Genomic DNA, 26,671 nt, shown 5'->3' on the forward strand with positions numbered 1-26,671 from the left:
GGAGGCTAGGCAGTGGCGGTCCCGCCCGCAGTCCGGCCGGTCCCGGGTGACGCGCGGGCGACCCCGCGGGCATGAACCGGCACCCGTCGGTGTTGGCTGTGTGACGGTCCGTCCCCGCGGGGACGTCGACCACCGCCAGATTTCCCCACCGAAGGACGTCGCTTGCCCCAGCACGACCCACAGCCCGCCGCCACCTCGCGCCGCCGCGAGCGCTCGGCCACCCGCCGGCCGGAGGGCCGCCCCGACCGCGCCGCTGCCCGCGAGGAGCGGCGGGCCCAGGAGAGCTGGGTCGAGGGCGCCGCCCCGGCGCTGCCCATCCGGACGACGCGACCGGCCGAGGTCGTGTTCCACCTCGGCCCGACGAACTCCGGCAAGACCTACGAGTCGCTGCAGGCCCTCGCCGCCAACGGATCCGGCGTCTACGCCGCCCCGCTGCGCCAGCTCGCCCACGAGGCCTACGCCAAGCTCTCCGCGGGGCTGCCGCCGGGCACGGTGGGCCTGTCCACCGGCGAGGAGGAGATCGACCCCTTCGCCCCCATCGTCTGCTGCACGGTCGAGAAGGCCCCGATGCGCGGCGACCTGCTCGTCCTGGACGAGTCGCACTGGATCGCCGACCCCGACCGGGGGCACCACTGGGCGCGGCTGCTGCTCACCGGCGAGTACCGGGAGATGCACCTGATCTCGGCTGCCGAGGCCTACCTGCTGCTCAAGCCGCTGGTCTCCGACGCCGAGCACGTCACGGTCGTCAACCACAAGCGGCTGTCCCGGCTCGACGTCCTGCGCACGCCGGTGCGCCCGGCCGACGTCCGGCCGCAGACCCTGGTCGTCGCGTTCTCCCGCAAGACCGTCTACGCCGCCGCGGCCGAGCTCGACCAGCACCGGCCGGGCAAGGTCGGCGTCCTGTACGGCGCGCTGCCCCCGGCCACCCGGCGCGAGGTGATCGAGCGGTTCACCCAGGGCGAGGTGGACGTCCTGGTCACCACCGACGTCATCGGGCACGGCATCAACGTGCCGGCCACCACGGTGCTGTTCGCCGAGACCACGAAGTTCGACGGTGCCCAGGTGCGGCCGCTGCGGAGCTGGGAGACCGCCCAGATCGCCGGCCGCGCCGGGCGCTACGGCCTGACCGGGCACGGCACGGTCGGGGTCCTCGCCGGCGTCACCGGCCTGCGGCCCGACCCGGGCGTCCTGGCCACCGGCGCGGCGGTCGCCCGCGGCGACGCGATGAGCGACCTGCCCAAGCGCGCGCCGCGGCTGCGGCCGGAGCTGGCCGACCTCGGCGCCATGGAGGCCGTCGACCTGCCGGAGGCGCTGACCCGCTGGATGGCATGGGCGCGCGCCGCCACCCGCGACCACGCGATGACCCCCGACGACGTGACCAGCCTGATCCTGCGGGTGCACGCCCTGCTGCCGCTGCTGCGCGGCCCGCTCGGGGCGGCCGGCGACCTGGACACCGTGTGGCGGCTGGTCAACCTGGCGATCGACTACAACCCGCCGCGGCGCACCCGCTGGCTCACCCTCGCCGAGGCCGCTCTGCAGCACGCCGTCGGGCTGCCCGTCCAGCCGGAGACCGTGCTGCCCGACGTCCCGCGCGGCGGCAGCGTCGAGGAGTTCGAGCAGGCCGCGGCCGCCGCCCGCGACGCGCAGACGCTGCTCCGCCAGTTCCCCGGGGTCGCCGGTCTGGACAGCGACGACGCCGCGTGGGTCGAGGAGGAGTGCGCCGAGATGATCAACGAGCTGCTCCCCGACGCCATCGCGCTGGGCCGGTCGGGCAAGTGCGTCGAGTGCGGCAGCGCGATCGCCCCCTGGTTCACCACCTGCCGGCCGTGCAGCGCCCCCGCCGGTCGGCAGGGCGGCGCGCGGGACCGCCGCCCCGGCGGCGCGAGCCGGCGGACGGCGGGCCGGGCGGCCGGCCGCGCGGTGGCGGGGCGCCAGGGCGGCCCCCGCGGACGGACCCGCCGGGGCTGACCACCCGGCCCTCGCCTCCCCCGCTCCGGGATGCCGGATGGGTCGTCGCCGTGAGGTGACGGGCCGGGCGGATGCCAGGATCGCGGCGTGACGAGCTATCGGGTGGTGGTGACCTACACGATCGAGGTCGAGGACCGGGACGCGCTGCTCCGGGCGGGCGCGGCGGCGTGGGCGGCGTCCGCCGGCGGGTGGGCGATCCGCGCCGAGGACGACGGCGGTTCCACCGAGGCCCCTGCCGGGGAGGCCGAGGCCGAGGAGGTCGCTCCCGGGCCCGAGGCCAGCGTCGCCTTCGTGCTGGGTGCCCAGCCCTACCCGTCGGTCCCGGGTGTGTGGTTCGGCGCGTCGTCCGTCGACGTCCAGCCGGTCACCGCCGGGTAGCCCGGCGAGTGCCGCGCTGCCGCTTCCCGGGGCCCCGACGGGACGCCCGACCGCGGAAGCCGCGCCGACGCCGTCGCCGGCCCGGCAGGAGGGGGCAGATGTCACCAAGGGTCGGGGACGCTTTCGTCCGGTTCTTGCCGGTGCCGAACGTCTGCGGGGTCCGTAACGTCACTGACAGCAGCCGACCGGTACCGGTCCGTCACCCGTCGTCATCCGCGACCACCGAGGAGCTTCCCGTGTCTTCCTTCTCCCGCCCCGCCCTGACCCTCGTCCACGACGTCGACGGCCCCGTCACCGGCTGGGGCACCCACCCCGCCCCCGAGTGGGCCGCCGCCCCGGAGTGGGAGGCCGCGCCGCAGCCCGGCGCCGGATCCCCGTGGCCCCAGACGCCGGTGTGGACCGAGGACCCGGCGGGCGAGGACGCCTGGCGGCTGGACGCGCTGTGCGCGGAGACCGACCCCGAGGCGTTCTTCCCGGACAAGGGTGGGTCGACCCGCGAGGCCAAGCGCGTCTGCACCGGCTGCCCCGTGCGCGCCCAGTGCCTGGAGTTCGCCCTCACCAACGACGAGCGGTTCGGCATCTGGGGCGGCCTCTCCGAGCGCGAGCGCCGCCGGCTGCGCCTCCAGCGCCGCAGCTCGATCAGCGCCTGACCCGTCCCGCCGGGCGCGCGGCGCCCCGCATCGCGGCCGATGGGCTCCGATCCGCGCATGCTTCGATCGACTGCGTTCCGGGCCCCGGCGGGAAGAGGCAGACCACGACATGCGGATCGACGACGATGCGCCGGAACCCGCGAGCCGCACCGCCGCCGGGCCGGGTGGGCTGGCCGACCTGCTCGACCTCGCCGTCGTCGAGCCGGGGCTGTTCCGGGCCGGCCCCCGCAGCGCCGTCCCCGGGCACGCCTTCGGCGGCGCCGTGGCTGCGCAGGCCCTCGCCGCCGCCGGCCGCACGGTGCCCTCCGAGCGGGCCGCGCACTCGATCCACGGTCACTTCCTGCGGCCCGGCGACGTCACCGCGCCCACCGACTTCTCCGTCACCCCGGTCCGGGACGGCGGGAGCTACTCCACCCGCTCCGTGGTCGCCGAGCAGCACGGCCGGGCGGTCTTCTCGCTGACCGCGTCGTTCCAGGCGAGCGAGGAGAGCTGGCGGCACCAGCTGCCGGAACTCGACGCCCGGCCTCCCGAGGACCTCCCGACGCTCGAGGAGGTGACCGGCTCGTCCGAGGGCCCGGCCCGGGAGTGGCTGCACTGGCTCGTCGAGCGGCACGCCTTCGACTTCCGGTTCGCCGGTGAGCTCCCCCGGCTGGCCGCGCTGCGCGGGGAGCGCGCGGCCCCGCGCCAGCAGTTCTGGCTGCGCAGCCGGGCCCCGCTCCCCGACGAGCAGCTGACGCACAGCTGCGGCCTCGCCTACGCCTCCGACATGCTGCTCCTCGGCACCGCGCTCGCGCCGCACGGGACCATGATCGGCGCCCCCGGCGTCGCCGCGGCGAGCCTGGACCACGCGGTGTGGTTCCACGAGCCGGTCCGCGTCGACCAGTGGCTGCTCTACGACCAGGAGAGCACCTGGGCCGGGGGCGGCCGGACGCTCTGCCGCGGCCGGCTGTTCGACCGGTCGGGCCGGCTCGTCGCCTCCGTGGCGCAGGAAGGCATGATCCGGCGCCTCCGCTGAGCGCACCGCGGCAGGGCTGCCCTCCCCCGGGTTCCTGCCGCGACCGGGCGGGCACCGCCGATGTCCACGTACCCTCGATCCGGTGAGCGTCGCCCCCCTCCCGACCGTCGTCCTCGGGGACCGTTTCGCCCGCGAGCTCCCGGAGATGGCCCTCCCCTGGCAGGCGGAGGAGTCGCCGGATCCCCGCCTGCTCGTGCTCAACGAGCCGCTGGCCGCCGAGCTCGGTCTCGACCCGGCGTCACTGCGCACGGCCGACGGCCTGCGGTTGCTGGTGGGCACGCACGTCCCCGAGGGCGCCGCCCCGGTGGCGCAGGCCTACTCGGGGCACCAGTTCGGCGGCTTCAACCCGCGTCTCGGTGACGGGCGCGCGCTCCTGCTGGGCGAGCTCACCGGGGCCGACGGCGTCGTCCGGGACCTGCACCTGAAGGGCTCCGGCCGGACGCCGTTCGCCCGCGGCGGCGACGGCCTGGCCGCGGTCGGCCCGATGCTGCGCGAGTACGTGATCAGCGAGGCGATGCACGCCCTGGGCATCCCGACCACCCGCTCGCTGGCCGTCGTCGCGACCGGCCGCGCCGTGCGCCGGGAGACCCTCCTCCCCGGCGCCGTCCTCGCCCGGGTGGCGAGCAGCCACCTGCGCGTCGGCAGCTTCCAGTACGCGCGGGCCACCGGCGACGTCGAGCTGCTGCGCCGGCTGGCCGACCACGCGATCGACCGGCACCACCCCGCCGCCGCGGCGGCCGAGCAGCCCTACCGCGCGCTGTTCGACGCGGTCGTGGCCGCCCAGGCGTCGCTGATCGCGCAGTGGATGCTCGTCGGCTTCGTCCACGGGGTCATGAACACCGACAACACGACGATCTCCGGCGAGACCATCGACTACGGCCCGTGCGCCTTCCTCGACGCCTACGACCCGGCAACCGTCTACAGCTCCATCGACACCGGCGGGCGCTACGCCTACGGCAACCAGCCGGTGGTGGCCCAGTGGAACCTGGCCCGGCTCGCCGAGGCCCTCCTCCCCCTCCTGCACGAGGACGAGGAGCAGGCCGTCCCCCTGGCCGTGGAGTCCCTCCACCGGTTCGCGCCGCAGTACGAGGCCGCCTGGACCGCCGGGGTGCGGGCGAAGCTGGGGCTGCCGGACGGGCTGGAGGACGCGGTGGTGCGCGCCCTGGCCGAGGACCTGCTGACCCTGCTCCGGCAGGACCACGTCGACCTGACGTCGCTCTTCCGCGCCCTCGGTGGGGCCGCGCGCGGCAACGCGGAGCCGGTGCGGCTGCTCTTCCTCGACCTCGCCGGGATCGACGGCTGGCTGGCGCGCTGGCGGGCCCTGGCCCCCGACGCCGCGGGGATGGACCGGGTCAACCCGGTCTACATCCCCCGCAACCACCTGGTCGAGGAGGCCCTCGACGCCGCGACCGAGGGGGACCTCGCTCCCCTCGGGCAGCTCCTCGGGGCCGTGACCGCGCCGTTCGACGAGCGACCGGGCCTCGAGCGCTACGCCGGGCCGGCTCCGCAGGACTTCGGCGCCTACCGCACCTTCTGCGGCACCTGAGCCGCGCCGGCGCCGGACGGTGCCGGGTTGGCGGCGGCCCGCCCGGGTAGTGCGAGCCGGTGCCGCGCGAGATGGACCCCAAGGACCCCGACACCCTCTACGCCGAGGGGCCGGTGGCCCCCGAGCCACCGGACGACGACGTCCCCGAGACCTCCCCCGTGGCCGACTCCGGCGGCACCGGGCCGGGTCCCGACGACCTCGACCGGCTGCTCTGAGCCGCCCGGCCCGCGTCCCCCGGACCGCCTCCGCGCCCGTCTGACAAGCTCGGTGGCACCCGGCCGTCGTGACGACGCGTCCCTTCGGCCTTCGTCCCACCGAGCAGGAGGACCTGTGCGCGCCGCCCAGATCAGCTCCCTCGACGGCCCCCGCGCCCTGCGGGTCGTCGACGTCCCCGAGCCCGCCGCCGACGGGAAGGTCCTCGTCGACGTGCACGTCGCCGGGGTGACCTTCCCGGAGGTGCTCCTCAGCCGCGGCGAGTACCAGCTGAAGCCGGAGCTGCCGTTCGTCCCGGGCAGCGAGGTCGCCGGCACGGTGCGCAGCGCCCCCGAGGGCAGCGGGCTGCAGCCCGGGCAGCGGGTGGCCGCCTTCCCCGCGTTCGGCGGCTTCGCCGAGGTCGTCGCCGTCCACCCGTCGCTGGTCTTCCCCCTGCCCGACCGCACCAGCTTCGAGCAGGGCGCCGCCCTCCCGATGAACTACCTGACGATGCACTTCGCGCTGCACCGCCGGGGTCGGCTGGCCGAGGGCGAGACCGTGCTGGTGCACGGGGCGGCCGGTGGCCTCGGGACGGCCGGCATCCAGCTCGCCCGCGCCGCCGGTGCCCGCGTCCTCGCCGTGGTCTCGACCGAGGCCAAGGGCGAGGTCGCCCGCGCCGCCGGCGCCGACGAGGTCGTCCTGGCCGAGGGTTTCCGCGAGCGCGTCAAGGAGCTCACCGGCGGCCGCGGGGTGGACGTCGTCGTCGATCCCGTCGGCGGGGACCGGTTCACCGACTCGCTCCGCAGCCTGGGCCGGGAGGGCCGGCTGCTCGTGCTGGGCTTCACCGGTGGGGAGATCCCGACGGTGAAGGTGAACCGGCTGCTGCTCAACAACGTGTCGGTCGTCGGCGTCGGCTGGGGTGCGTTCTGGTCCGGCGGCGAGCCCGGCTACCCGGAGGAGCAGTGGCAGGAGCTGGCTCCGCTGCTCGAGCAGGGACGGCTCGAGCCACCCCTGGGGTCCGTGCACGAGCTGGCCGACGCCGCCGCGGCCGTCGCCGAGCTCGACGAGCGCCGCGCCACCGGCAAGGTGCTGATCCGCGTCCGCGCCTGACCGGCCGGGATCAGACCCGGGGGTCGGTCCCGCCGTCCGTCTCGTCCTCCGGGGTCACCGTCGGGGTCGTCGGCGCGTCGGTCTCGTCGGCCGGCGGGGTGGTGGGCGTCCCGGTGTCCTCCGCCGGCGGGGTGGTCGGCGTCCCGGTGTCCTCGACCGGCGGGGTGGTCGGCGTCCCGGTGTCCTCGACCGGCGGGGTGGTCGGCGTCCCGGTGTCCTCCGCCGGCGGGGTCGTCGGCGTCCCGGTGTCCTCCGCCGGCGGGGTCGTCGGCGTCCCGGTGTCCTCCGCCGGCGGGGTCGTCGGCGTCCCGGTGTCCTCGACCGGCGGGGTCGTGGGCGTCCCGGTGTCCTCCGCCGGCGGGGTCGTCGGCGTCGCGGTCCCCGGGGCGGCCGTGTCGTCGCCCGGGCTGCTGGGCGCGGACGTGCCGGGCGCCGGCTCCTCGGCGGCCGACGACTCCGGCGCCGTCGTCGTCGGCGTCGTCGCCGGCGCGGGCCGGGGCGCAGGCGGGGCCGCCGGGACCGGTGCTTCCTCGTCGACGGGCGACGGCGTGCCCGGTGCGGCCGGCGGGGCCGCGACCAGGACGACCACTTCGTCACCGGGGAGGAGCTGCGGACCGGCGGCCTGCAGAGCGGTCACGGTCCCCGCGACGCCGCCCGGGGTGGCGTCCTGCTCCAGCCGGACCGTCAGGCCGAGCGCGCTGAGCTCGGCGACGACCTCCTCGACCGGTCGCCCGACGTAGTCCGCGGCCACCAGGTCGACCACCGCGATCGGCTGCGACTCGGCGGCGCCGGCCGACCCCCCGGGATCGGAGCCGGCAGCCCCGATCACCGCGGCCGTGCCACCGCCGAGCAGGAGGAAGGCCACCACCGGGAGCACGACCCGCAGCGCCGGACGGCGCGCCGCGGACCGCTCCGCGATGGGACCGGAGACCCGCCGGGCGCCGGCGCCCTTGGAATCGGCCCTGCCGCCGGAAGTACCGGCCCCCGAGGTGGCGGCCCCCGCGGCGCCGGCCCCGGCAGTGCCGGGCCCGCGGTGCGCGCCGGTGCCGCGCCGGGAGCCCGTGCCGCGGGACGCCGCCACGACGGCCACCGGCCGGGTGACCGACGCCGTGTCCAGCGGGCCGTGCATCGTCTCCTCGACCGCGTGCAGGAACGCGGTCCCGTCGGGCAGGCGGTCCTCCGGGTCCTTCACCAGCGCGGCGTCGATCAGGGCGCGGACGTCCTGCGGCAGCTCGGCCGGCAACGGCTCGGGGTGCTCCTGCACCTGCTTGAGCGCGACGGTCACCGGGTTGTCGCCCTCGAAGGCCGCGTGCCCGGCCAGCGACTCGTAACCGACCAGCCCCAGCGCGTAGACGTCACCCGCCGGGCCCACGTGCTCACCCCGGGCCTGCTCCGGCGACATGTACTGCGCGGTGCCGATCACCTGGCCGGTCTGGGTCAGGGGCACGCTCCCCGCCGACCAGGAGATGCCGAAGTCGGTGAGCTTCACGGTGCCGTCGGGGGTGAGCAGGATGTTGGCCGGCTTCACGTCGCGATGCACCACGCCGGCCTGGTGGGCCGCGGCGAGCCCGGCCGCCGCCTGCTGGAGGATCGCCAGCGCGGCGCCGGTGCCGAGCGAGCCGTCCTCGGCCAGCCATGCCGAGAGCGGCGGCCCCTCGACGAGCTCCATGACCAGGTAGGCCAGGTGCTCCCCGGTGCGGTCCGCGGTCGACTCGCCGTAGTCGAGGACGGCGGCGATGTTGGGGTGGCTCAGGCTCGCCGCGTTCCGGGCCTCGGAGCGGAACCGCGCGACGAACAGCGGGTTGTCGGCGTACTCGCTGCGAAGCACCTTCACGGCCACCGGGCGGTCGAGCAGCACGTCGCGCCCGCGCCACACCTCGCCCATCCCGCCGACGGCGATCAGGTCGAGCAGCTCGTAGCGGTCGCCGAGGATCTGCCGGCTGGTGTCGGCCGTGGTCACTCCCGATCCCCTCGTGCTCGTCGCCGCGAGATGGTCCCCACCCGTCGGTCCCGCGCCCTGTGGAGTGCCCGTCGAGACCCGAGCTGAACCCCCGCCACGCCCGGGGAGTCACACTGGTGTCGTGCCTTCGCCCCCGCCCCGGCCGTTCGCCCAGGTCCGCGGCGTGGTCCGGCTGCTCAACACCGCCGCGGGCCGGGTCCTGTGCCTGGCCGGGGAGGTCGACGACGCCGCCGTCGCCGCGTTCCTGCACCGCTACGGCGGCGAACCGGTGCGGGTGGACGCCGTCGACGCCGGATCGGTCACCGGGCTGTCGTCCGCCGGGCGGCTGCTGCTGCTCGACCACCTGGACGCCGCGGTCGCACGCACGGGCCGCCCGCTCCCGGTGCGCCACTCACCGGAGCTGGCGCGGGCCCTGGACGAGGACGGCCCACTCCTCGCCGCCCGTCCGGACTGACCCGGGCCCGCGGGACCGGCCGCACCCCGGACCCCACGGGCCCGGGGTGACGGCGCTCAGCCCTGGTAGTTCACGTGCACGTGGTCGAAGTGGTTGGCCGTGGCGCTGCCGCGGTTCTCCATGGCCTTCCAGGACCCCCCGGCCGAGGACAGCATCCGCTGCTCCCAGATCAGGTAGTCCACGCCCAGCTCGTCCCAGTGCGCCCGGTGGTACTCGACGATCGCGTCACCGAGCGCCGCGTTCGACATCACCATGTAGTCCAGCGCCAGCCCGGACGGGTGGCCACCCGGGTCGGCCGCGCTCGCGCGGGTGCCGCCGAGCGTGATGCCGGCGGCGCCGGGCACGTTGCTGACCACGGCGTCGGCCGCCGCCTGCACCACCGGCCGGTGGCTGCCCGCGGTGTTGCTGATCTTGGCGACCGCCGACGCGACCACCGATGCGGCCGCCGTCGCGGCGGCGCGGGCCTGCTGGCTGGGGCTCGCGGCCGCGGCCGCCGGCGCGGGGGCTGCCGCCGACGCGGCGGCGGCAGCGGCCTCCGCCTCCGCCTTGGCCTTCGCCTCGGCCTCGGCGCGGGCGGCGGCCTCGGCCTCGGCCTGCTGCCGGTCGAGCTCCGCCTGGTCGGCGGCGGCCTGCGCCTGCTGAGCCGCGGCCTGCTCGGCGTCGCGGGTGCTGCGGCTGGCGGCGAGGTCCTGCAGCGGCGCGAGGTCCTCGGTGACGTCGATGGGACCGGAGGAGGCGGTGAGCCCCAGCTCCTGGGCGACGCTGACCGACTGCGGCGTCTCCGCCACGGCCTGCGCGGCCGGCTCGACGCCGACGAGGGTGTTGACCAGGACGGCGCCGGCTGCGGCGACCGCCAGGTACATGGCCGGGCGGCGGACGTGCGCGGGGGGCCGGCGGCGGCCGGACGTGGTGGTGCGGGGGTTCATGGGTGCGGGAGCTCCGAAGGTGTCACGCGGCCGGCCGGAGGGCGGGCCGCGGCGGGGGTGCGGGCAGCGGGGCGCCGGCGTCGGGCCGGCTGGGCGGGCCACCGGGAGACGGCGAGGAGCCGGTCGAGCGGGAAGTGCTCGGAGGTGGCCGGACAGCGGGCGGGACGCCGGGTGCGCGGTGCGATCAGCTCCGCGGACGCACCCGGGTGCGGCGGTGCCGGCGGGAGCTGAGGCGTGCGGTGGTGCAAGGGCGCGCCATGCGGCGGCTCTCCGTTTCTTCCGTTGCCGCCTACCGGGTTAGCTGACGGATTCGGGCGTGGAAGTCGCCCTACCCGCGCCGACGTGCTCGGCGCGCGATTCACCCCAGTGCTGCGGTGGGTCCCCGGCTCACCCGCGGCGCGATGGCAGCGGGCGACTCGGCGGCGTCCGACCGGACTCCCCGGATGGGGACGTGGCGACCGATCGGACCTGGCCACGGTAACCGCCGTTATGCATCCGTGACAACGAGGAGCGGGCTATTTCCACGGCGTGAGGTGTGTCGCGTGCCGGCTCCGGGCCCATCGGCGGTGTAAGGGCCGCATCCGGTCAGCCGGCGTCGGCCCACGACCGGACCACGGCGACGTCGAGCGGGAAGTCCACCGGGAAGCCGCCGAACAGCAGGCGCCCGGCGGTGGACGCCGCGGCCCGCACCGCCGTCACCACCTCGTCGGCGAGCTGCTCGGGCGCGTGCACGACGACCTCGTCGTGCAGGAAGAACACCAGGTGCGGTCGGCTCTCCAAGGGGCCGTCGCCGCCCAGCCGCCACAGCCGGTTGCGGAGGTCTGCCAGCCAGCACAGCGCCCACTCCGCGCCGGTGCCCTGGACCACGAAGTTGCGGGTGAACCGGCCCCAGGCGCGGCGGGCCCGGTCGCGCTCGTCCCGCGAGCCGGGCTGCTCCGCGGGCTCGCCGAGATCGACCGCGCGCTGCGCCCACGCCCCGGCGGGCGGCGGCGATCCCCGGCCCAGCAGCGTGTGCACCACCTCCCCGCGCTCCCCCGCCCGGGCGGCCGCCTCGACCAGGCCGATGGCCTGCGGGTAACGGCGGGTCAGCCGGGGCATCATCCGGCCGCTCTCGCCGCGGGTGCCGCCGTACATCGCCCCGAGGATGCCGAGCTTCGCCTCCGCCCGCGTGGCCACCGCCCCACCGGCGACCATGCCCTCGTAGAGGTCCGAGGCACGCGCCGCCTCCGCCATCGCGCCGTCGCCGCTCATCCCGGCGAGCACCCGCGGTTCCAGCTGGGCCACGTCCGCGACGACGAACCGCCACCCGTCGTCCGCCACCGCCGCCGGGCGGATCAGCGTGGGCACCGACAGGGCGCCGCCGCCGGTGGACGCCCACCGCCCCGTGACGACCCCACCGGGCAGGAACGAGGAGCGGAACCGCCCGTCCCGCACCCAGGCCTCCAGCCAGCTCCAGCCGTTGGCCGTGAGCAGCCGCATGAGCTTCTTGTACTCGAGCAGGGCCGGGACGCCCGGGTGGTCGAGCTGCTCGAGGGTCCACGAGCGGGTGTCGGCCACCGGGAGACCGGCCTGCTGGAGCGCGCGCAGCAGCTCGGCGGGTGAGTCCGGGTTGAGCCCGGGGGCGTCCAGCGCGGTGCGGATCTCCCCGAGCAGCCGCTCGAGGACCGCGGGTCGCCCGCCGCCCACCGGGCGCGGCCCGAGCAGCCCGGTCAGCAGGCGCTCGTGCACATCGGCCCGCCACGGCAGGCCGGCGTGCGTCATCTCGGCGGCCACCAGGGCACCGGAGGACTCCGCCGCGAGCAGCAGCGCCAGCCCGTCGCGCCGGGGCGAGGCGGCGAGGACTCCCTGCTGGCGCCGGTGCTCGGCCGCCGGGTCGAGCAGGTCGGCGGGATCGGCGGGCGGGAAGAGCGCCGGGTCGGGCGCCGTCACCGGCTGCAGCGCGTCCCAGCCGGCGGTGTCCGCGCCCGCGAGGAGCGCCTGGTCGGCGAACGGGGACCGGCGCAGGACGGCGTGCGTCAGCCGGAGGTCGGTGCAGCGCTCCACCCGCACCCCGGCCGCCAGCAGCGCCGGGTACCAGCGGGTGGTGTCGTCCCACACCCAGCGCACGGCCGCGGGCGCGGACTCCCGCTCCGCGACGAGCGCGGGCAGCTCGTCGGCCGGGACAGCGGTGACCGGGGACGTCGTCCCGTCGTCGGCGAGCTCGGCGACCTCGATCGCGGACTCGCGGCGCCGGAGCAGGAGCCGCAGCACCCCCGCAGTGTCGCCGACGGGACCGGCGCCGCCGGGTGCGGCCCCTAGCCGAGCAGCCGGCGCAGGCAGCGGGCGGGTGCGGTCAGGACCGCCCGGGCGACGTGCATGCCGAGCCGGAGGAGATCGGCGTAGTCAGGAGGCCGCACCGCCGCGTCGGCCGGTCCGGTGGACGCAGTCCGGGCGGGCGCCGGACGGGCGGGCGCCGGACGGGCCGGCGGCTCGCCGGCCGGCTCCGGCTCGGGCTCCTGCGCGGCCGGGGCGTCCGGCAGCAGCAGGTCGACCGCCGACCGGCGGCGGGGACCGCGCAGTGAGGCGAACGACGGGATGGCCGGCGCGGCCGGGGACTCCGCCTCCTCCGCCGCGCGCTCCCCGTCGGCCGCACCGGCGGAGCGGTCGCCGGCGCCACGAGCGGGCGATCCGTCCGCCCCGGGCAGCCGGGCGGGTGGTTCGGGCACCACCGCCCGGATGGCGGCCACCAGGCCCGGTCCGAGCCCGGCGACGGCGGTCAGGTCCCGTCGGGTGAGCGCGGCCAGCGCCGCGACGTCGGTGATCCCCGCACGGGTCAGCGCGGTCACCGCCCGTCCGGGCAGGCCGAGGTCCTGGATCGTCCCCACGGGCAGGTCCGTCGAGCTGGTCGGCATGTCCGCCAACCCTAGCGACGCCGCTCCGGCGCCGCCGACGCACGGCCGTTCAGAGCGCGGTCACCTCGTAGGTGTGCCCGACCGCGCGCAGCCGCTCGACGAGCACCTCGCCCATCGCCGTGGCCGGGGTGAGCGAGCCGGACCGCTCGGGCAGCCGGTCGCCGTCGAGGGCGAGCGCGAGGGCGCTCTCCCCGAGCATCACCGCCGTCGCCGCGTAGCCCGGGTCCCCCTTCCCGGCGGCGGTCGCCCGGTACCGGCGGCCGTCCTCGGTGCCGGCGTCGACGACCATGCGGAACCACCCCTTCCGCCGGACCGCCTCGCTCGGGCCGCTGCCGGGGGCCGGCAGCACGCGGTCGAGCAGCGCGCGGGTCGGGGCCAGGCTCATGGCGGACACGGTGGCGACCAGCCCGGCGCTGACCCCGGCCGCGGTCACCGCACCCAGCGGTCCGCGGCCGACCCCCATGACCTCGCCGTAGCGCATGGACCGCCCGTACGCCCAGTCCTGCAGCGCGTTGCTCCGCCGCACGATGCGGATGTTGAACGGCGCCATCACGAAGGGCGCCGTCCACCGCCCGTCGGGTGTCCGGGAGGGCATTCCGGCGTCCCGCGGCTGGAGGGTGTCCGGCTCCGCGGTCCGGTCCGGGCTCAGCGCGAACGGGTCGGCCACCACGCGGCGCAGCGCGGGGTCCTTCTGCAACGCCTCCACCTGCGCGCGCATCGAGTCGATCGTCCCGCCGCTGAACCCGCCCCGGAGCGTGGCGACCAGCTGGACGTCGCGGAGCCCGCCCGCCCCGTCGGCGGCAGCCTGCTGCGCCAGCAGGAACACGCTCAGGTCGGAGGGGATGGAGTCGTAGCCGCAGGCGTGGACGATCCGCGCGCCGGTCTCCTTCGCGACGGCGTCGCAGCGCTCGATGGCCTCCCGCACGAACAGCACCTCGCCGGTCAGGTCGGCGTAGTGCGTGCCGGCGCGGGCGCACGCCTCGACCACCGGCAGGCCGTAGCGGGCGTAGGGACCCACGGTGGTCACCAGGACGCGGGTGCTGCCGGCCAGGGCAGCCAGGGACGCCTCGTCGGTGGAGTCGGCCTCCACCAGCGCCCAGTCGCGGCCGCCGGCCGGCAGGGCGTCGCGCACCTCCTCCAGCCGGTGCCGGGACCGCCCGGCCAGCGCGATCCGGGTGCCCTCCGGGGCGTGCTCGGCCAGGTAGGCCGCGAGCAGCCGCCCGACGAAGCCGGTGGCCCCGTAGACGACCAGGTCGTGGGTCCGTGCGCCATCTGCCATGCGGCCATCCTGGCCCGCCCCGGCGACGTCGGCAGCCCGCGCCCCCGGGCCCGGCGGCCGCACGGCCTCTCCTCCCCCGGGCGGCGCGGTCTCACCTCACGGAGTGGTCACGGGATGCACCACGGGCACCTTCCCGCCCAGGGGACGCAAGCACCGGCGGCACCGTGCCGATGGAGGTCGCATGGCAGTGCGGCTCGCAACGGTGCGGACCGCGACCCGTGAAGAGGTCGCGGCTCAGACGTCGTCGTCCCCCTGGTGGCGATCGGCGGTGGTCTACCAGGTCTACCTGCGCTCGTTCGCCGACGGGAACGGGGACGGGATCGGCGACCTGGCCGGCCTCCGCTCCCGGCTGCCCTACCTGGCGTGGCTGGGCGTCGACGCGGTGTGGATCAACCCGCACTACCCCTCCGGCGGCGCCGACGGCGGCTACGACATCGTCGACTACCGCGCGGTCGACCCCGAGTACGGGGACGTGGCCGACCTGGAGGCCCTGGTCGCGGAGGCCCGCGCCCTCGGTCTGCGGGTCGTGCTCGACGTCGTCCCCAACCACACCTCGGACCGGCACCCCTGGTTCCAGGCCGCGCTCGCCGACCCGGACTCCCCCGAGGCGGCCCGCTACCACTTCGCGCCGCCGTCGGAGGAGCCGCCGAACAACTGGCAGTCGCTCTTCGGCGGGCCGGCCTGGTCGCGCACCCCCGACGGCCGCTGGTACCTGCACCTGTTCGCCCCCGAGCAGCCCGACCTCAACTGGCGCGACCCCGCTGTCGCCGCCGACTTCGAGCGGACCCTGCGCTTCTGGCTCGACCGCGGGGTCAGCGGCTTCCGCGTCGACGTCGCCTACGGCCTGTTCAAGGACGCCGGCCTGCGGGACAACCCCGGGGCCTACTCCCCCACGCTCTTCGGCCACGGCCCCGAGCAGGCGATGACCTGGAACCAGCCCGAGGTGCACGACGTCTGGCGCCGGTGGCGCTCGGTCTGCGACGAGTACCCGGACACCATGCTGGTCGGCGAGGTCTGCCTGGCCGACCCGCGGGAGGTCGCGCTCTACTCGCGCCCCGACGAGATGCACCAGTCGTTCTCCTTCCGGCTGCTGAAGTCCCCCTGGTCGGTCGAGTCCTTCGCCGACGGCGTGCGCACCGCGCTCGACGCGTTCGGCGAGGTGGGCGCCCCGGTCTCCTGGGTCCTCGGCAACCACGACAAGGACCGGCAGGTGACCCGGTTCGGCGGGGGCGCGGTGGGCACCGCCCGCGCCCGGGCGGCGGCGCTGCTGATGCTGGCGCTGCCCGGCTCGGCGTACGTCTACGCCGGCGACGAGCTGGGCCTGCCGCAGGCCGTCGTCCCCGACGCGGCCAAGCGCGACCCGATCTTCTTCCGCAGCGGTGGGGCGCGGTCGGGCCGCGACGGCTGCCGGGTGCCGATGCCCTGGAACCCCACGGCCGGCGTCGGCTTCTCCACCGGCGACGCCGAGCCCTGGCTGCCGATCCCCGACGGGTGGGACCGCTACGCGGTCTCCCGCCAGTCCCGCGACGGCGGCTCCATGCTGACCCTCTACCGCCGGGCGCTCGCCCTGCGCGAGGCGCACCCGGCGCTCGGCTCGGGCGAGGCGACGGTCAGCACGCGGGGCGACGTCCTCACGGTGCGGTGCACCGCGCCGGACGGCAGCGTGGTGCGGTGCGTGGTCAACATGGGCTCGGGGACCTCGCTGGTCCGCTCCCGCGGCACCGTGCTGCTGGCCTCGAACACCAGCGTGCGCCGGTCGTCGGCCACCGTGGCGCTGCCGCCGCACACCGCGATCTGGCTCGCCGAGGGCTGAGCCGCGGGCGGGTCCGGGACGAGCGGCGCGCCGTTCGGGACCTAGGGCCCTGCGGCAACCGGTCGCGCGCGACCGACAGTGGGGAGGCCGGGTCCCGGCCCGCCCACGACGAGGAGTGCCCGTGCCCACCACCGATGAGGACCAGGTCGACGTCCTGGACGAGGCGGAGTGCCGTCGCCTGCTCGGTACGGCCTCGATCGGGCGGCTCGGCTTCACCGACGGGGCCCTCCCGGCCCTCGTGCCGGTCAGCTTCGCCCTGCACGAGGGCAGCGTGCTGATCCCCGGCCGGCTCGGCAACAGCGTCGTCGACGCCGTCCGCCGGACGGTGGTCGCCCTGGGGGTGGACGCCTACGACGGCGGGTCAGGCGCCGGGTGGGGCGTGACCGTGGTCGGGCCGTCCCGGGTCGTCAGCGACCCCGCCCTCGTCCTCGAGCACGACCGGCTGGGCCTCCTCACCCCGCCGTCCGGGCCGGGGCGCTGCTACATCGCCGTCCAGATCGGGCTGCTCCGCGGCTGGCGGACGCGGCTGCCGGCCACCCGGGCGCCCGCGGCCCCGGCGCTCCCCGGGCACGCCACGGAGGCGTGAGCCCGGACGCCGGCGGACCTGCCGGGGCCGCGGGACCGGACCCGGACCTGAGCCGGTTCAACGCCCGGCGCCCCGATCGGAGAGGGCCGCGCGGGCGAGCCGGTCCATGACCGCCTCCTCGTCGACGGGCACGGCCAGCACCCGGATCCCGGCGGCGGCCAGCCGCGCGCTGGGCGGGCCCGGCGCCGCCGCGGCGCCGGGCCGCAGCGGGAGCAGCCGGGCGCACACCCGCTCCCGGATCTCCGTGGAGTGCCGGCCGATCCCGCCGGTGAAGACGACGGTGTCCCACCCGTCCAGCGTGGTCACCGCTGCCCCGACGGCCATGGCCACCTGACGGACGAACACCCGCAGCGCCAGGTCGGCGGCGTCCCCGTCGTCGGCCAGCAGGACCCGGACGTCGGTGCTCCCGCCGCTCAGCCCCGCCACCCCCGAGCGCCGGTTGAGCAGCTCGCGCACCGCCGGCACCGAGCCGTCATGCTCGGCGAGCAGCTGCAGCACCACCTCCGGGTCGAGGTCGCCGCTGCGGGTCAGCGAGGGCACGCCGCCGGCCGGGCTGAGGGCCATCGTGGTGGACCGGGGCCGGCCGTCCTCGACGGCGGTCACGCTGCACCCGCTGCCGAGGTGCACCACGACCCCGGCGCCCAGGTCGGGGACCAGCTCGACGACGCTCTGCACGGCCAGCCCGTGGAACCCCCAGCGGCGCAGGCCGGCCGCCCGGTCCGCCGCGGGCAGGGGCAGGGTGGTCGCCTCGTCTGGCAGGTCGCGGTGGAAGCCGCCGTCGGGGACGAGCACCTCCGCGCAGCGGGGCCAGTGCGCCCGGGCGTCGGCGACCACCTGCAGCTGGCGCGGCAGGTGCAGCGGATCGCGGTCGGCCTCCCCGCCCAGCCGCTCCAGCAGCGCGTCGTCGGCGACGCGCGCCGAGTCCAGGGCCGGGCTGCCGTGCACGATGCGGTGCGCGACGGCGGTGGGGCGCAGACCGTGCCGGGCGAGGGCGCCGGCGACCTCGTCCAGCGCCCGCGGCCACCCGCCCGGGCACCCCGCCGTCTCCGGCGCGACGCCCGGCACGGTGACGGTCAGCCGGGCGTCGGGCCCGTCCAGACCGGCGAGGTCGACGTGCAGGCGCAGCTCCGGGTCACGCACCGCCGCCTTGAGCGACGAGGACCCCACGTTGAGCGACAGCAGGACGCCGTCCCGCCCGTCCGCGCCGGCCATGCCCGCCTCCCTCGTCCGTCCGTGGGCGCCCGGGGTGCCCGACGGCAATCGCCGTCCGGAGGTCAGACGGGCTCGACGCCGAAGATCCCGGCCAGGCGCTCGATCTTGCGCGCCCGCCCCAGCCGGGGCAGGTCGCTGCCGTCGCGGATCACCTGCCCGCGGGCGTCGAAGTCGGCGAGGAAGTCCCGCGCCCAGGCGACGTCGGAGGGCGCCGGGCTGATGACCTCGTTGATGACCGGCAGCTGGTCCATGTCCAGGCAGAGCTTCCCGGTCAGGCCGAGGGAGACGGTGACGGCGCTCTGCTCCCGCAGCACCGGGAGGCTGCTGCTCACCGTCGGCCCGTCGATCGGACCGGGGAGTCCACCGATGCGGCTGGCCAGCACCAGGCGGGTCCGCGGGTAGGACATGGCCAGCTCGTCGGCGCTGGTGCCGGTGTCGCGGCGGTAGTCGCCGCTGCCGAACGCGAGCCGGAAGGCCCCGCGGGCGCGGGCGATGTTCACCGCCTCCTCGATGCCGAGGGCCGACTCGACCAGCGCCAGGACGGGCGTGGCGCCACCGAGCCGGTCGAACGTCTCGGTCACGTGCTCGGCGGCCTCGGCCTTGGCGAGCATGACGCCGAGCAGCCCCGGCACCCCGGCCAGCCCGGCCATGTCATCGGCCCAGTAGGGCGTGGAGTGGTCGTTGATCCGCACCCAGGCGCTGCGGCCCTCCTGGGAGAGCCACCGGGCGACGCCCTCGCGTGCCTCCGCCTTGCGCGCGGGGTCGACGGCGTCCTCGATGTCGAGCACCACCGAATCCGCCCTCGACTCGTGCGCCACGTCGAACAGCTCCGTGCGGGCGCCGTTCACCAGCAGCCAGGAGCGCGCGTCCTCGGGACCGACCTTCCTTCGATTCACCACTCCCCCATCCTCGTACGGATCGCCGCACCGCACCCCCCGGCGCGCTCCGCCGGACCCATGTCGATCATGTGACGTGTGCGTCAGCCGACCGTTCCCGGGTACGGCGGTCGCGCCAGCACGTCCGACGACGAGAGGAGTGGTCATGACCGAGCGCGAACTCGAGGAGACGGGGACCGGCGAGGCCGCGAAGCGGATCGGGCAGGCGCCGACGACGACGGACGTGACCGACCCGGAGCGGTCCTCCCGCAACACCGCGGCAGGCACCGGGTCCGAGCCCGGCGAGGGCCCCGTCCAGCCGGCAGCCGACGAGGGCGTGGACCCCTCGGCGAGCATCGAGCCGCACAACGAGGGGCTGGCCTGACCCGTCCGGCCTGACCCTCCCGGCAGCGCGCGGCTGAGCCGGGGCCCGTCGCCCCGGCTCAGCCCGCTGCCACCCGCGGCACGACCTCGGTGCCGAGCAGCTCGATGCCGCGCAGCAGGTCCTCGTGCGCCAGCCGCGGGTTGGTCATCTGGATCGACACGCGGTCGACGCCGCCGAGCTGCCCGGAGATCCGGACCAGCTTCTCGGCGACGCTCTCGGGATCACCCATGAAGAAGGCGCCGTCGGGCCCGCTGGTCGCGTCGAACTGCGCCCGGGTCGGTGCGGCGAAGCCGCGCTCCCGGGAGACCTTGCTGAACAGCTCGTGCCATCCGGGGTAGATCGTGTCGGCGGCGGCCTGCGTGCTGTCGGCGACGAAGCCGAACACGTGCAGCCCCACCTGCAGCTTCTCCGGCGCGTGGCCGGCGTGCGCACCGGCCCGCCGGTAGAGATCGATGAGCGGGGCGAACTGCCGGGGCTCGCCGCCGATGATCGCCACCATGAGCGGCAGGCCGAGCAGCCCGGCCCGGACGAACGACTCCGGCGTCCCGCCCACCCCGACCCAGATCGGCAGCGGGTCCTGGACCGGGCGTGGGTAGACCCCCTGGCCGGTGAGCGCGGGGCGGTGCGTCCCCGACCAGGTGACGTGCTCGGACTCCCGGATGCGCAGCAGCAGGTCGAGCTTCTCGGTGAACAGCTCGTCGTAGTCGCCCAGGCTCAGGCCGAAGAGCGGGAACGCCTCCGTGAACGAGCCCCGGCCGACCACCAGGTCGATGCGGCCACCGCTGATCAGGTCGAGGGTGGCGAACTGCTGGAACACCCGGACCGGGTCCGCGGCGCTGAGCACCGCGACCGCGCTGCCCAGCCGGATGCGGGAGGTGCGGGCGGCCGCGGCGGCGAGGATCACCGGCGGCGCCGAGTCGTAGTACTCCGGGCGGTGGTGCTCGCCGATGCCGAAGGAGTACAGCCCGACCCGGTCGGCGAGCTCGATCTCCTCGAGCAGGTGCGCCATCCGCTCCTGCGGGCCGACCACCCGCTCGGTGCGGGGATCGGTGACGGCCGAGACGAAGCTGTCGACGCCGAGGTGCATGGCCGTCCTCCAGGGATTCGGGTGCGGGCGGTCGGGCGACCGGTCCTCGCGGCAGTCAACGCCGGACGGGCCAGGTGATTCCCCCCGGTGCCGGCCGGCGCCGGGCGCGTCAGGTGCCGGACGTGCCGAGGAGCTCGGGGAGGGTGAGCCGGCCCGCCGTCCCCCGGTCGACCACGGACACCTGCGCGACGGCCGGGCCGCCGCCCGTGCGGTCGAGGGTCCGCACCAGCTCCGCCCACCGTGCGGCGTGCCGCCGCATGCGGCGGGCGGAGATCCGCCGTCCGCGGGCCAGCTGACCGCCCACGGCCACCTCGGGCGGCACGTCCAGGAGCACCAGCCGCACCGGCCGGCCGGCCCGGCGGGCCGCCCGCAGCACCGTCCCGCGCCACACCCGGCTGGTCCAGGGGTCGGTGAGGACGACGACGGGCGCCGCTCCGGCGATCCGGCGCAGCACGCGCCGGCGGTGCGCCAGGTGCACCCACGGGCGCAGCAGCCGGTAGGGGACGCGGACCCCGGCCTCCCGCAGCCGGTCGGCGACCTGCTCGGAGTCCAGGCCGGCCGGCCCGCGCCCCGCGGCGACCAGCCGGCGCAGCAGCGTCGTCTTGCCGCTGCCGGGCAGCCCCGCGATCACGACGAGGCCGCGCGCGGGAGCCGGTGCGCTGCCGCGTCCCGGGCCGGGCCGGACCGGTATCGGTGTCATCACCATGCGCTCCTCCTCCGCTTCTCGGGCCCACCGTGCGCGCCGCCCCTCCCGCCGACGTGTGCAGAAGCTGGGAACCGGCTGTGCGTCCTCCGGCGGGCGGGACGCGGTCGGCGCGAACTCACAGCCGCCCCCCACCTCACCGTCAGCGCAGTCCCAGGCCGCGGACCCACGGTGGGACCCGACGACGACGCCGCGGCGCCCCACGAGGGGGTCGGCCGCGGCCCGCAGACGAGGAGCACTCCCGTGCAGGACTGGGTCTTCGACCGGGACGGCGCGCGCACCCCGCGCTCCCCCGGCACGCCACCGGCCGACGAGACGGCCGCCCCCGCTGCGCCGGCCGCCCGGCCGGGCCGGCGCCGCCGCTGGGCGGTGGCCGGCGCCGCCGCGCTCGCCGTGCTCGGCATCGGGGCCGGCGCCGCCGCGGCCCTCGGCGCCCCGGCGGAGCCGCAGCCGGCGGCGGTTGCGACGGCCGCCGCCCCCCTGGACCAGAGCGCGGCGCAGGACCGGCCGTCCAGGCAGCTCCCGACCGTTCCCGGCCAGTCCGACGACGACGCCGCCGCGCCGGAGGAGGAGACCACCACGGGGACGGCGACCGCCCCGTGGTCGGCCCTGCACGAGGAGCGCGAGGTGCAGCAGCCCGACGGCAGCACGCTCACCATCGCCGTCCAGGGCGGCACGGTGACCGCCCTGGACAGCGCCTCCGTGACCGTCGAGAGCTCCGACGGGTTCTCCCGCACCTACGCGGTGACCGCGGCGACCCGCGTCGCCGGTGGCGGCCTCGACGCCCTGCAGGTGGGCGACGCCGTCCTGGTCGAAGGCGTCGTCGAGGGCGGCACGGCCACCGCGGCGACCATCCGCCCGGCCGGCGGCGGCGCCCCCGGCGGCCGCGCCCCGACCGCGCCCGGCGGCGACACCGGCACCGAGACCGAGACCGAGACCGAGGTGCCCACCCAGGACGCCTGACCCCGCCCCCGCACTCCCACGACCCCCGCACTCCCACGATCCCAGGAGGACCCGTGTCCGACACCCGCTCCCTGCCCACTCCCCCGGCGCCCGGCGCCCTGCTCGAGCACGCCCTGATGGAGGTGAAGAAGGTCGTCGTCGGCCAGGACCGGATGGTCGAGCGGATCGCCGTCGCGCTGCTGGCCCGCGGGCACTGCCTGCTGGAGGGCGTGCCCGGCGTCGCGAAGAGCCTGGCCGTCGAGACGCTGGCCCGGACGGTCGGCGGCAGCTCTGTGCGGCTGCAGTTCACCCCCGACCTGGTGCCGAGCGACATCGTCGGCACCCGCGTCTACCGGCCCTCGCAGGAGCGCTTCGACGTCGAGCTCGGGCCGGTGTTCGCCAACCTGGTGCTGGCCGACGAGATCAACCGCGCGCCGGCCAAGGTGCAGTCGGCGCTGCTGGAGGTCATGGCCGAGCGGCAGGTCTCCATCGGCGGCGTCACCCACCCGCTGCCCGACCCGTTCCTCGTGCTGGCCACGCAGAACCCGATCGAGAGCGAGGGCGTCTACCCGCTGCCCGAGGCGCAGCGCGACCGCTTCCTCATGAAGGTGGTCGTGCCGCACCCGACGATGTCGGAGGAGATGGAGATCGTCCGCCGGATGTCGGTGCGCCCGCCGCGGGCCGAGCAGGCGCTGACGCTCGGGCAGCTCGTGGCGCTGCAGGACGCCGCCGAGGCGGTGTTCGTGCACCACGCCATCGCCGAGTACGCCGTGGCCCTGGTCATGGCGACCCGCGAGCCGGCGACGTGGCGGCTGCCGGAGCTCGAGCGCCTGATCGGGGTCGGCGCCTCGCCGCGCGGCAGCCTGGGCCTGGTCCGCGCGGCGCGTGCGCTGGCCCTGCTGCGCGGGCGCGACTACGTCGTCCCGGAGGACGTCGCCGACCTCGCCGTGGACGTCCTGGCCCACCGGCTGGTGCTCTCCTACGAGGCGCTGGCCGACGGCGTGACCGCGGAGGAGGTCGTCGGCCGGGTGCTGGCCACCATGCCGCAGCCGACGGTGGCCCCCTCCCAGCACACCGTCGTCCGGCCGGACCTGCAGCGGGTCGTGGCATGAGGCCGCTCCCGCCGCCGCCGGACGCGCCCGAGGCGCAGGTCCGCCGGCTGACCCTGGAGGTGTCCCGCCGCCTCGACGGGCTGCTGCAGGGCGACCACGTCCGGCTCACCCCCGGTCCGGGCAGCGAGCCGGCCGATCCGCGCCTGCACGCACCCGGGGACGACGCCCGCCGCATCGACTGGGCGGTGACCGCGCGCACCGGGGAGACCCACGTCCGCGCCACGACCGCCGACCGGGAGCTGGAGACCACCCTGGTCGTCGACCTCACCCCGTCGATGGCCCTGGGCACGCGGCGCACGGAGAAGCGGGCGCTCGCCCTGGCCGTGGCCGGCGCCCTGGCGCAGCTGACCAGCGCGCACGGCGACCGGGTGGGCGCCGTCCTGCTGACCGCGGACGGCGTCCGGCGGGTGCCGCCCCGGGCGGGCCGCACCGCCGCGCTCGCGCTGCGGCACGTCCTGGCCGGCACGCCGCGGGCCGCCGACGGCCGGGGCGCCGACCTCGCCGACGTGCTCACCGAGCTCGCCCGCCCGCCCCGCAGGCGCGGGCTGGTGGTGGTGCTGAGCGACCTCGCCGAACCCGGCGGCGCCGGCGACGAGCCGCGCTGGGCCCGGGCGCTGCAGCTGCTCGCCCAGCGCTGCGACGTGGTCGTCTGCCACGTCCAGGACCCGCTGGAGACCGAGCTGCCGGCCGTCGGCACCCTGCACGTCGTCGACGTCGAGACCGGCCGCCAGCTGGAGGTGCGCACCACCCGGGCGGTGCGCGACCGGTACCGCGCGGCGGCCGCGGCCCGCACCGGGGCGCACCGGGCCGCCGTGCTCGCCGCGGGCGCGGGCCACGTGCTGCTGCGCACCGACCGCGACTGGCTGCCCGAGCTCGCCCGCCACCTGTCCGCCCGGCGCACCTCGCTGCGCCGGCGCCGGGCCGCGTCGCCGGCCCGGCGCCCGTCGCCCCTCGTCCACCCGGGAGCATCCGCATGACCGACCTGTCGTTCGAGGCGCCGTGGCGCCTCCTGCTGCTGCTCGCCGTCGCGGCCGTCGCCGTCGGCTACCTGGTCGCGCAGCGGCGCCGCACCGCCTACGCCGTCCGCATCGCCGACGCCGACCTGCTGGCCTCCGTCGCGCCCCGGGCCCCGCGCTGGCGGCGGCACGTGCCGGCCGCCCTGCTGGTGACCGCGCTGGCGTTCATGGTCACCGCGTTCGCCAAGCCGGCGGCCGCGGTGGAGGTGCCGCGCGAGGCGGCCACCGTCGTCGTCGCCATCGACACCTCGACCTCCATGCAGGCCACCGACGTCGCGCCGTCCCGGTTCGAGGCGGCGCAGGCGGCCGCGGTGGAGTTCGTCGAGCAGCTGCCCGAGGGCATCGACGTCGGGCTGGTCAGCTTCTCCGGCACGGCCGTGGTGGAGGTCGCCCCGACCGACGACCACGAGGCCGTCGTGTCGGCCATCGAGGAGTTGCGGATGTCCCAGGGGACGGCGATCGGCGAGGCGGTCGCCGCGGCGGTCGCCGCCGCCGGCCAGGCCCCGGTCGAGGCCGGCGAGGAGCCGGTCCCGGCGTCGATCGTGCTGCTCTCCGACGGCACCAGCACCCAGGGCCGTTCGGTCGAGGACTCCGTCGAGGTGGCGACGACGGCCGGCATCCCGGTCTCGACCATCGCCTACGGCACGTCCGACGCCGACGTGAGCGTGCAGGGCCAGCGGGTGTCGGTGCCGGTGGACACCGCTGCCCTGGCGGACCTGGCGGCCGCCACCGGCGGGCAGGCCTACACCGCCGAGAGCGGCAGCGAGCTCGAGGACGTCTACGCCGACATCGGCGAGCAGGTGGGCACGACCACCGAGCGCGAGGACATCTCCTCGACGTTCGCGGGGGTGGCCCTGCTGGTCGCCCTGGGCGCGGCGGGTGGCTCGCTGGCCTGGTCACCCCGGCTGCCCTGACCCGCTCCCCCCGCCGAGCCGGCCACCTCCCCCGGGAGGTGGCCGGCCCGGTGCGTCCGGCGTCAGCCCGCCGGCGGGACCACCCGGTCCAGCCAGGCCAGCAGGTCGGCGACGACCTCGTCGCGGTTGGTCTCGTTGAACACCTCGTGCCGTGCCTCCGGGTAGACGGCGAGGGTGACGTCGGTGAGCCCGGTGTCGCGCAGCCGCTGCACCAGCCCGTGCACCAGGGCCAGCTGCCCGGTCACCGGGTCCCGGTCGCCGACGGCGACGTAGACCGGCAGGTCGGTGCGCAGCCCGGCGAGCCTTCCCGGGTCGGCCACCTGCCGGGCGGAGACGAACATCTGCCGGCTGTCCGTGGCGGAGAGCCCGAAGCCGCAGCGCGGGTCGGCGACGTAGGCGTCGACCTCGGCCTCGTCTCGGGAGAGCCAGTCGTACTCGGTGCGGGCCGGCGCGAAGGCGGCGTTGAAGGCGGAGAGGTCCGTCGGCCCGTCGAGGTCCATGGCCGGCTCCAGCAGGTCCAGCGCGGCGGTGCCGGTGAGCACCAGGCCGGCCAGCTCGGCGGAGTGGTCGAGGACGTACTGCTGGGCGGCGAAGGAGCCCATGCTGTGGCCCAGCAGCACCAGCGGCACGTCGGGCAGGTCGGCGCGGACGTGCGCGCTCAGCCGACCGATGTCGCGCACCAGCTCGTCCCAGCCGCCGGGGCCGAGGTCGCCCCAGCGGCCGTCCTGCGCGGTGGCGCCGTGCCCCCGGTGGTCCTGCCCGACGACCACCCAGCCCGCGCCGGTCAGGGCCGCGGCCAGGCGCTCGTAGCGGAGCAGGTGCTCGCCCATCCCGTGGGTCAGCTGGAGGATGCCGCGCACCGGGCCGGTCGGGTCCCACCGGTAGGCGGTGACGCGGACGTCGGAGGCGGAGTCGATCGAGAAGGTCTGATCCGGCATGCCGGGAGGCTACGGGCGACCGGCGGCCGGCGGGGTCCCCCGGAACGACGCAGCGGCGCCGCCCCGGCGGAACGGGTGCGGCGCCGCTGCTCGGCCGGCCGGTGGTGGCGTCAGTCGGCCGGGGTCTCCTCGGTCGACTCGGTGCTCTGGGCCGAGCTGCGGGAGGCGTCGTCCCCGCGGTCGCCCCTCCCGCCGCGGCCGAGGTGCGTGCTCTCGATCCGCTCGGTCACCCGCGTCTCGACGTCGGCCAGCCGTTCGTCGGCCTGCTCCTGGGTGAGCCGCCCCTCCTCGACGGCCTCGGCGATCCGCTCCTCCTCCGCCAGCACCAGGGCGTCGACCAGGTCCTCGGCAGCCACGCCCTGGTCCTCGGCGACGTCGGCGAGCGTGGTCCCGTCGGGCTCGAGCGCCGTCCGGAGCTCCTCCTCGGTCAGACCCAACGCCCCGGCCGCGGCCGACAGGTCCAGCCAGCCGCCCCCCGGGTGCCCGCCGCGCCCGCCGAGACCCTGCTCGGCGAGCGTCCCGGCCACCTGGTCGGCCTGCTCCTGGGTCAGCGAGCCGTCGGAGACCAGGCCGGACAGGGCGTCGCGGATGCGGTCCGTGGCGCCGGCGGCCGCCTCGGCCGTCGCGGCCGGCGCGGCGAGGGCGGGCACGGCGACCGCCAGGCCGGTCAGGGTCAGCGCACCTGCGGCGGCGCCGACGACGATCTTCTTGCGCACGGG

The 26,671-nt window shown here is 77.0% G+C and carries 26 protein-coding genes and 1 riboswitch; of the genes, 15 read left to right on the plus strand and 11 right to left on the minus strand.

The annotated features are described in order from the left end of the window. Nucleotides 1-162: 162 nt before the first annotated feature. The 7 genes from ACI79T_RS11110 to ACI79T_RS11140 all read left to right on the plus strand — a co-directional run bounded on the left by ACI79T_RS11110 (nucleotide 163) and on the right by ACI79T_RS11140 (nucleotide 6,859). Nucleotides 163-1,968 (plus strand): helicase-related protein, encoded by a 1,806-nt coding sequence (locus tag ACI79T_RS11110; RefSeq protein ID WP_456610121.1) that lies wholly within the window; start codon nucleotides 163-165, stop codon nucleotides 1,966-1,968. 87 nt (nucleotides 1,969-2,055) lie between these two features. Next, the gene (locus tag ACI79T_RS11115; protein WP_456610122.1) at nucleotides 2,056-2,346 is read left to right on the plus strand and encodes a hypothetical protein; all 291 of its coding nucleotides are present in this window, start codon (nucleotides 2,056-2,058) and stop codon (nucleotides 2,344-2,346) included. Nucleotides 2,347-2,582: 236 nt separating this feature from the next. Further along, nucleotides 2,583-2,996 (plus strand): WhiB family transcriptional regulator, encoded by a 414-nt coding sequence (locus ACI79T_RS11120; protein WP_456610123.1) that lies wholly within the window; start codon nucleotides 2,583-2,585, stop codon nucleotides 2,994-2,996. A gap of 109 nt (nucleotides 2,997-3,105) precedes the next feature. Next, nucleotides 3,106-4,011, plus strand: coding sequence for an acyl-CoA thioesterase (locus ACI79T_RS11125; RefSeq protein WP_456610124.1), 906 nt, complete (start codon nucleotides 3,106-3,108; stop codon nucleotides 4,009-4,011). Nucleotides 4,012-4,093: 82 nt separating this feature from the next. Continuing rightward, nucleotides 4,094-5,557: a protein adenylyltransferase SelO gene (locus ACI79T_RS11130; protein WP_456610125.1), complete on the plus strand. Its 1,464-nt coding sequence runs from the start codon at nucleotides 4,094-4,096 to the stop codon at nucleotides 5,555-5,557. Between the two features lie 59 nt (nucleotides 5,558-5,616). Continuing rightward, nucleotides 5,617-5,772 carry a hypothetical protein gene (locus ACI79T_RS11135; protein ID WP_456610126.1) on the plus strand — a complete coding sequence of 52 codons (156 nt, stop codon included), beginning with the start codon at nucleotides 5,617-5,619 and terminating at the stop codon, nucleotides 5,770-5,772. Between the two features lie 115 nt (nucleotides 5,773-5,887). Continuing rightward, nucleotides 5,888-6,859 (plus strand): NADPH:quinone oxidoreductase family protein, encoded by a 972-nt coding sequence (locus tag ACI79T_RS11140; protein ID WP_456610127.1) that lies wholly within the window; start codon nucleotides 5,888-5,890, stop codon nucleotides 6,857-6,859. A 10-nt stretch (nucleotides 6,860-6,869) separates the two neighbouring features. On the opposite strand, the gene ACI79T_RS11145 is transcribed toward ACI79T_RS11140, so the two are convergent. Beyond that, complete coding sequence (locus tag ACI79T_RS11145) at nucleotides 6,870-8,819, minus strand: protein kinase domain-containing protein (RefSeq protein ID WP_456610128.1); 1,950 nt, start codon at nucleotides 8,817-8,819, stop codon at nucleotides 6,870-6,872. Between the two features lie 121 nt (nucleotides 8,820-8,940). Between ACI79T_RS11145 and ACI79T_RS11150 the strand changes: the two genes are divergently transcribed. After that, nucleotides 8,941-9,273 (plus strand): hypothetical protein, encoded by a 333-nt coding sequence (locus tag ACI79T_RS11150; RefSeq protein ID WP_456610129.1) that lies wholly within the window; start codon nucleotides 8,941-8,943, stop codon nucleotides 9,271-9,273. A gap of 56 nt (nucleotides 9,274-9,329) precedes the next feature. Here ACI79T_RS11150 and ACI79T_RS11155 read toward each other — a convergent pair whose 3' ends face one another. The 4 genes from ACI79T_RS11155 to ACI79T_RS11170 form a co-directional block, all read right to left on the minus strand. Further along, a complete protein-coding gene (locus ACI79T_RS11155; RefSeq protein WP_456610130.1) occupies nucleotides 9,330-10,199 on the minus strand; it encodes a hypothetical protein in 870 nt (289 codons plus the stop codon). A 271-nt stretch (nucleotides 10,200-10,470) separates the two neighbouring features. Continuing rightward, a riboswitch (cyclic di-AMP (ydaO/yuaA leader) is annotated at nucleotides 10,471-10,616 on the minus strand. A 168-nt stretch (nucleotides 10,617-10,784) separates the two neighbouring features. Next, nucleotides 10,785-12,449 carry a bifunctional 3'-5' exonuclease/DNA polymerase gene (locus ACI79T_RS11160; RefSeq protein ID WP_456610131.1) on the minus strand — a complete coding sequence of 555 codons (1,665 nt, stop codon included), beginning with the start codon at nucleotides 12,447-12,449 and terminating at the stop codon, nucleotides 10,785-10,787. 44 nt (nucleotides 12,450-12,493) lie between these two features. Further along, nucleotides 12,494-13,090, minus strand: a complete 597-nt coding sequence (locus ACI79T_RS11165; protein ID WP_456610132.1) for a DNA-directed RNA polymerase subunit alpha C-terminal domain-containing protein — start codon at nucleotides 13,088-13,090, stop codon at nucleotides 12,494-12,496. A 49-nt stretch (nucleotides 13,091-13,139) separates the two neighbouring features. Further along, on the minus strand, nucleotides 13,140-14,369 hold the full coding sequence (locus ACI79T_RS11170) for a saccharopine dehydrogenase family protein (protein WP_456610133.1): 1,230 nt from the start codon (nucleotides 14,367-14,369) through the stop codon (nucleotides 13,140-13,142). Nucleotides 14,370-14,550: 181 nt separating this feature from the next. Between ACI79T_RS11170 and ACI79T_RS11175 the strand changes: the two genes are divergently transcribed. Beyond that, on the plus strand, nucleotides 14,551-16,182 hold the full coding sequence (locus tag ACI79T_RS11175; RefSeq protein ID WP_456610134.1) for a glycoside hydrolase family 13 protein: 1,632 nt from the start codon (nucleotides 14,551-14,553) through the stop codon (nucleotides 16,180-16,182). A 121-nt stretch (nucleotides 16,183-16,303) separates the two neighbouring features. Then, nucleotides 16,304-16,768, plus strand: a complete 465-nt coding sequence (locus tag ACI79T_RS11180) for a pyridoxamine 5'-phosphate oxidase family protein (protein ID WP_456610135.1) — start codon at nucleotides 16,304-16,306, stop codon at nucleotides 16,766-16,768. A 57-nt stretch (nucleotides 16,769-16,825) separates the two neighbouring features. Here ACI79T_RS11180 and ACI79T_RS11185 read toward each other — a convergent pair whose 3' ends face one another. Further along, nucleotides 16,826-17,980 (minus strand): hypothetical protein, encoded by a 1,155-nt coding sequence (locus ACI79T_RS11185; RefSeq protein WP_456610136.1) that lies wholly within the window; start codon nucleotides 17,978-17,980, stop codon nucleotides 16,826-16,828. Between the two features lie 62 nt (nucleotides 17,981-18,042). Next, nucleotides 18,043-18,876 carry an HpcH/HpaI aldolase/citrate lyase family protein gene (locus ACI79T_RS11190; RefSeq protein ID WP_456610137.1) on the minus strand — a complete coding sequence of 278 codons (834 nt, stop codon included), beginning with the start codon at nucleotides 18,874-18,876 and terminating at the stop codon, nucleotides 18,043-18,045. A 145-nt stretch (nucleotides 18,877-19,021) separates the two neighbouring features. On the opposite strand from ACI79T_RS11190, the gene ACI79T_RS11195 reads away from it, so the two are divergent. Next, nucleotides 19,022-19,240, plus strand: a complete 219-nt coding sequence (locus tag ACI79T_RS11195; protein ID WP_456610138.1) for a hypothetical protein — start codon at nucleotides 19,022-19,024, stop codon at nucleotides 19,238-19,240. A gap of 58 nt (nucleotides 19,241-19,298) precedes the next feature. Here ACI79T_RS11195 and ACI79T_RS11200 read toward each other — a convergent pair whose 3' ends face one another. Together ACI79T_RS11200 and ACI79T_RS11205 are read right to left on the minus strand one after the other, a co-directional pair. Then, the gene (locus ACI79T_RS11200; protein ID WP_456610139.1) at nucleotides 19,299-20,327 is read right to left on the minus strand and encodes an LLM class flavin-dependent oxidoreductase; all 1,029 of its coding nucleotides are present in this window, start codon (nucleotides 20,325-20,327) and stop codon (nucleotides 19,299-19,301) included. Nucleotides 20,328-20,436: 109 nt separating this feature from the next. Continuing rightward, nucleotides 20,437-21,027: an AAA family ATPase gene (locus ACI79T_RS11205; RefSeq protein ID WP_456610140.1), complete on the minus strand. Its 591-nt coding sequence runs from the start codon at nucleotides 21,025-21,027 to the stop codon at nucleotides 20,437-20,439. Nucleotides 21,028-21,273: 246 nt separating this feature from the next. On the opposite strand from ACI79T_RS11205, the gene ACI79T_RS11210 reads away from it, so the two are divergent. The 4 genes from ACI79T_RS11210 to ACI79T_RS11225 are packed head-to-tail and all read left to right on the plus strand — an operon-like array spanning nucleotide 21,274 to nucleotide 25,014. Then, nucleotides 21,274-21,993, plus strand: a complete 720-nt coding sequence (locus ACI79T_RS11210; protein WP_456610141.1) for a DUF5666 domain-containing protein — start codon at nucleotides 21,274-21,276, stop codon at nucleotides 21,991-21,993. A 53-nt stretch (nucleotides 21,994-22,046) separates the two neighbouring features. After that, on the plus strand, nucleotides 22,047-23,084 hold the full coding sequence (locus tag ACI79T_RS11215) for an AAA family ATPase (protein ID WP_456610142.1): 1,038 nt from the start codon (nucleotides 22,047-22,049) through the stop codon (nucleotides 23,082-23,084). After that, on the plus strand, nucleotides 23,081-24,061 hold the full coding sequence (locus ACI79T_RS11220; RefSeq protein WP_456610143.1) for a DUF58 domain-containing protein: 981 nt from the start codon (nucleotides 23,081-23,083) through the stop codon (nucleotides 24,059-24,061). The genes ACI79T_RS11215 and ACI79T_RS11220 overlap by 4 nt, the downstream gene beginning before the upstream one ends. After that, the gene (locus ACI79T_RS11225) at nucleotides 24,058-25,014 is read left to right on the plus strand and encodes a VWA domain-containing protein (protein ID WP_456610144.1); all 957 of its coding nucleotides are present in this window, start codon (nucleotides 24,058-24,060) and stop codon (nucleotides 25,012-25,014) included. The genes ACI79T_RS11220 and ACI79T_RS11225 overlap by 4 nt, the downstream gene beginning before the upstream one ends. Nucleotides 25,015-25,076: 62 nt before the next feature. Here ACI79T_RS11225 and ACI79T_RS11230 read toward each other — a convergent pair whose 3' ends face one another. Together ACI79T_RS11230 and ACI79T_RS11235 are read right to left on the minus strand one after the other, a co-directional pair. After that, nucleotides 25,077-25,952 (minus strand): alpha/beta fold hydrolase, encoded by an 876-nt coding sequence (locus tag ACI79T_RS11230; protein WP_456610145.1) that lies wholly within the window; start codon nucleotides 25,950-25,952, stop codon nucleotides 25,077-25,079. Nucleotides 25,953-26,062: 110 nt separating this feature from the next. Next, complete coding sequence (locus ACI79T_RS11235; protein WP_456610146.1) at nucleotides 26,063-26,668, minus strand: hypothetical protein; 606 nt, start codon at nucleotides 26,666-26,668, stop codon at nucleotides 26,063-26,065. Nucleotides 26,669-26,671 lie beyond the last annotated feature (3 nt).

The organism is Blastococcus sp. SYSU DS0619 (assembly GCF_054051035.1).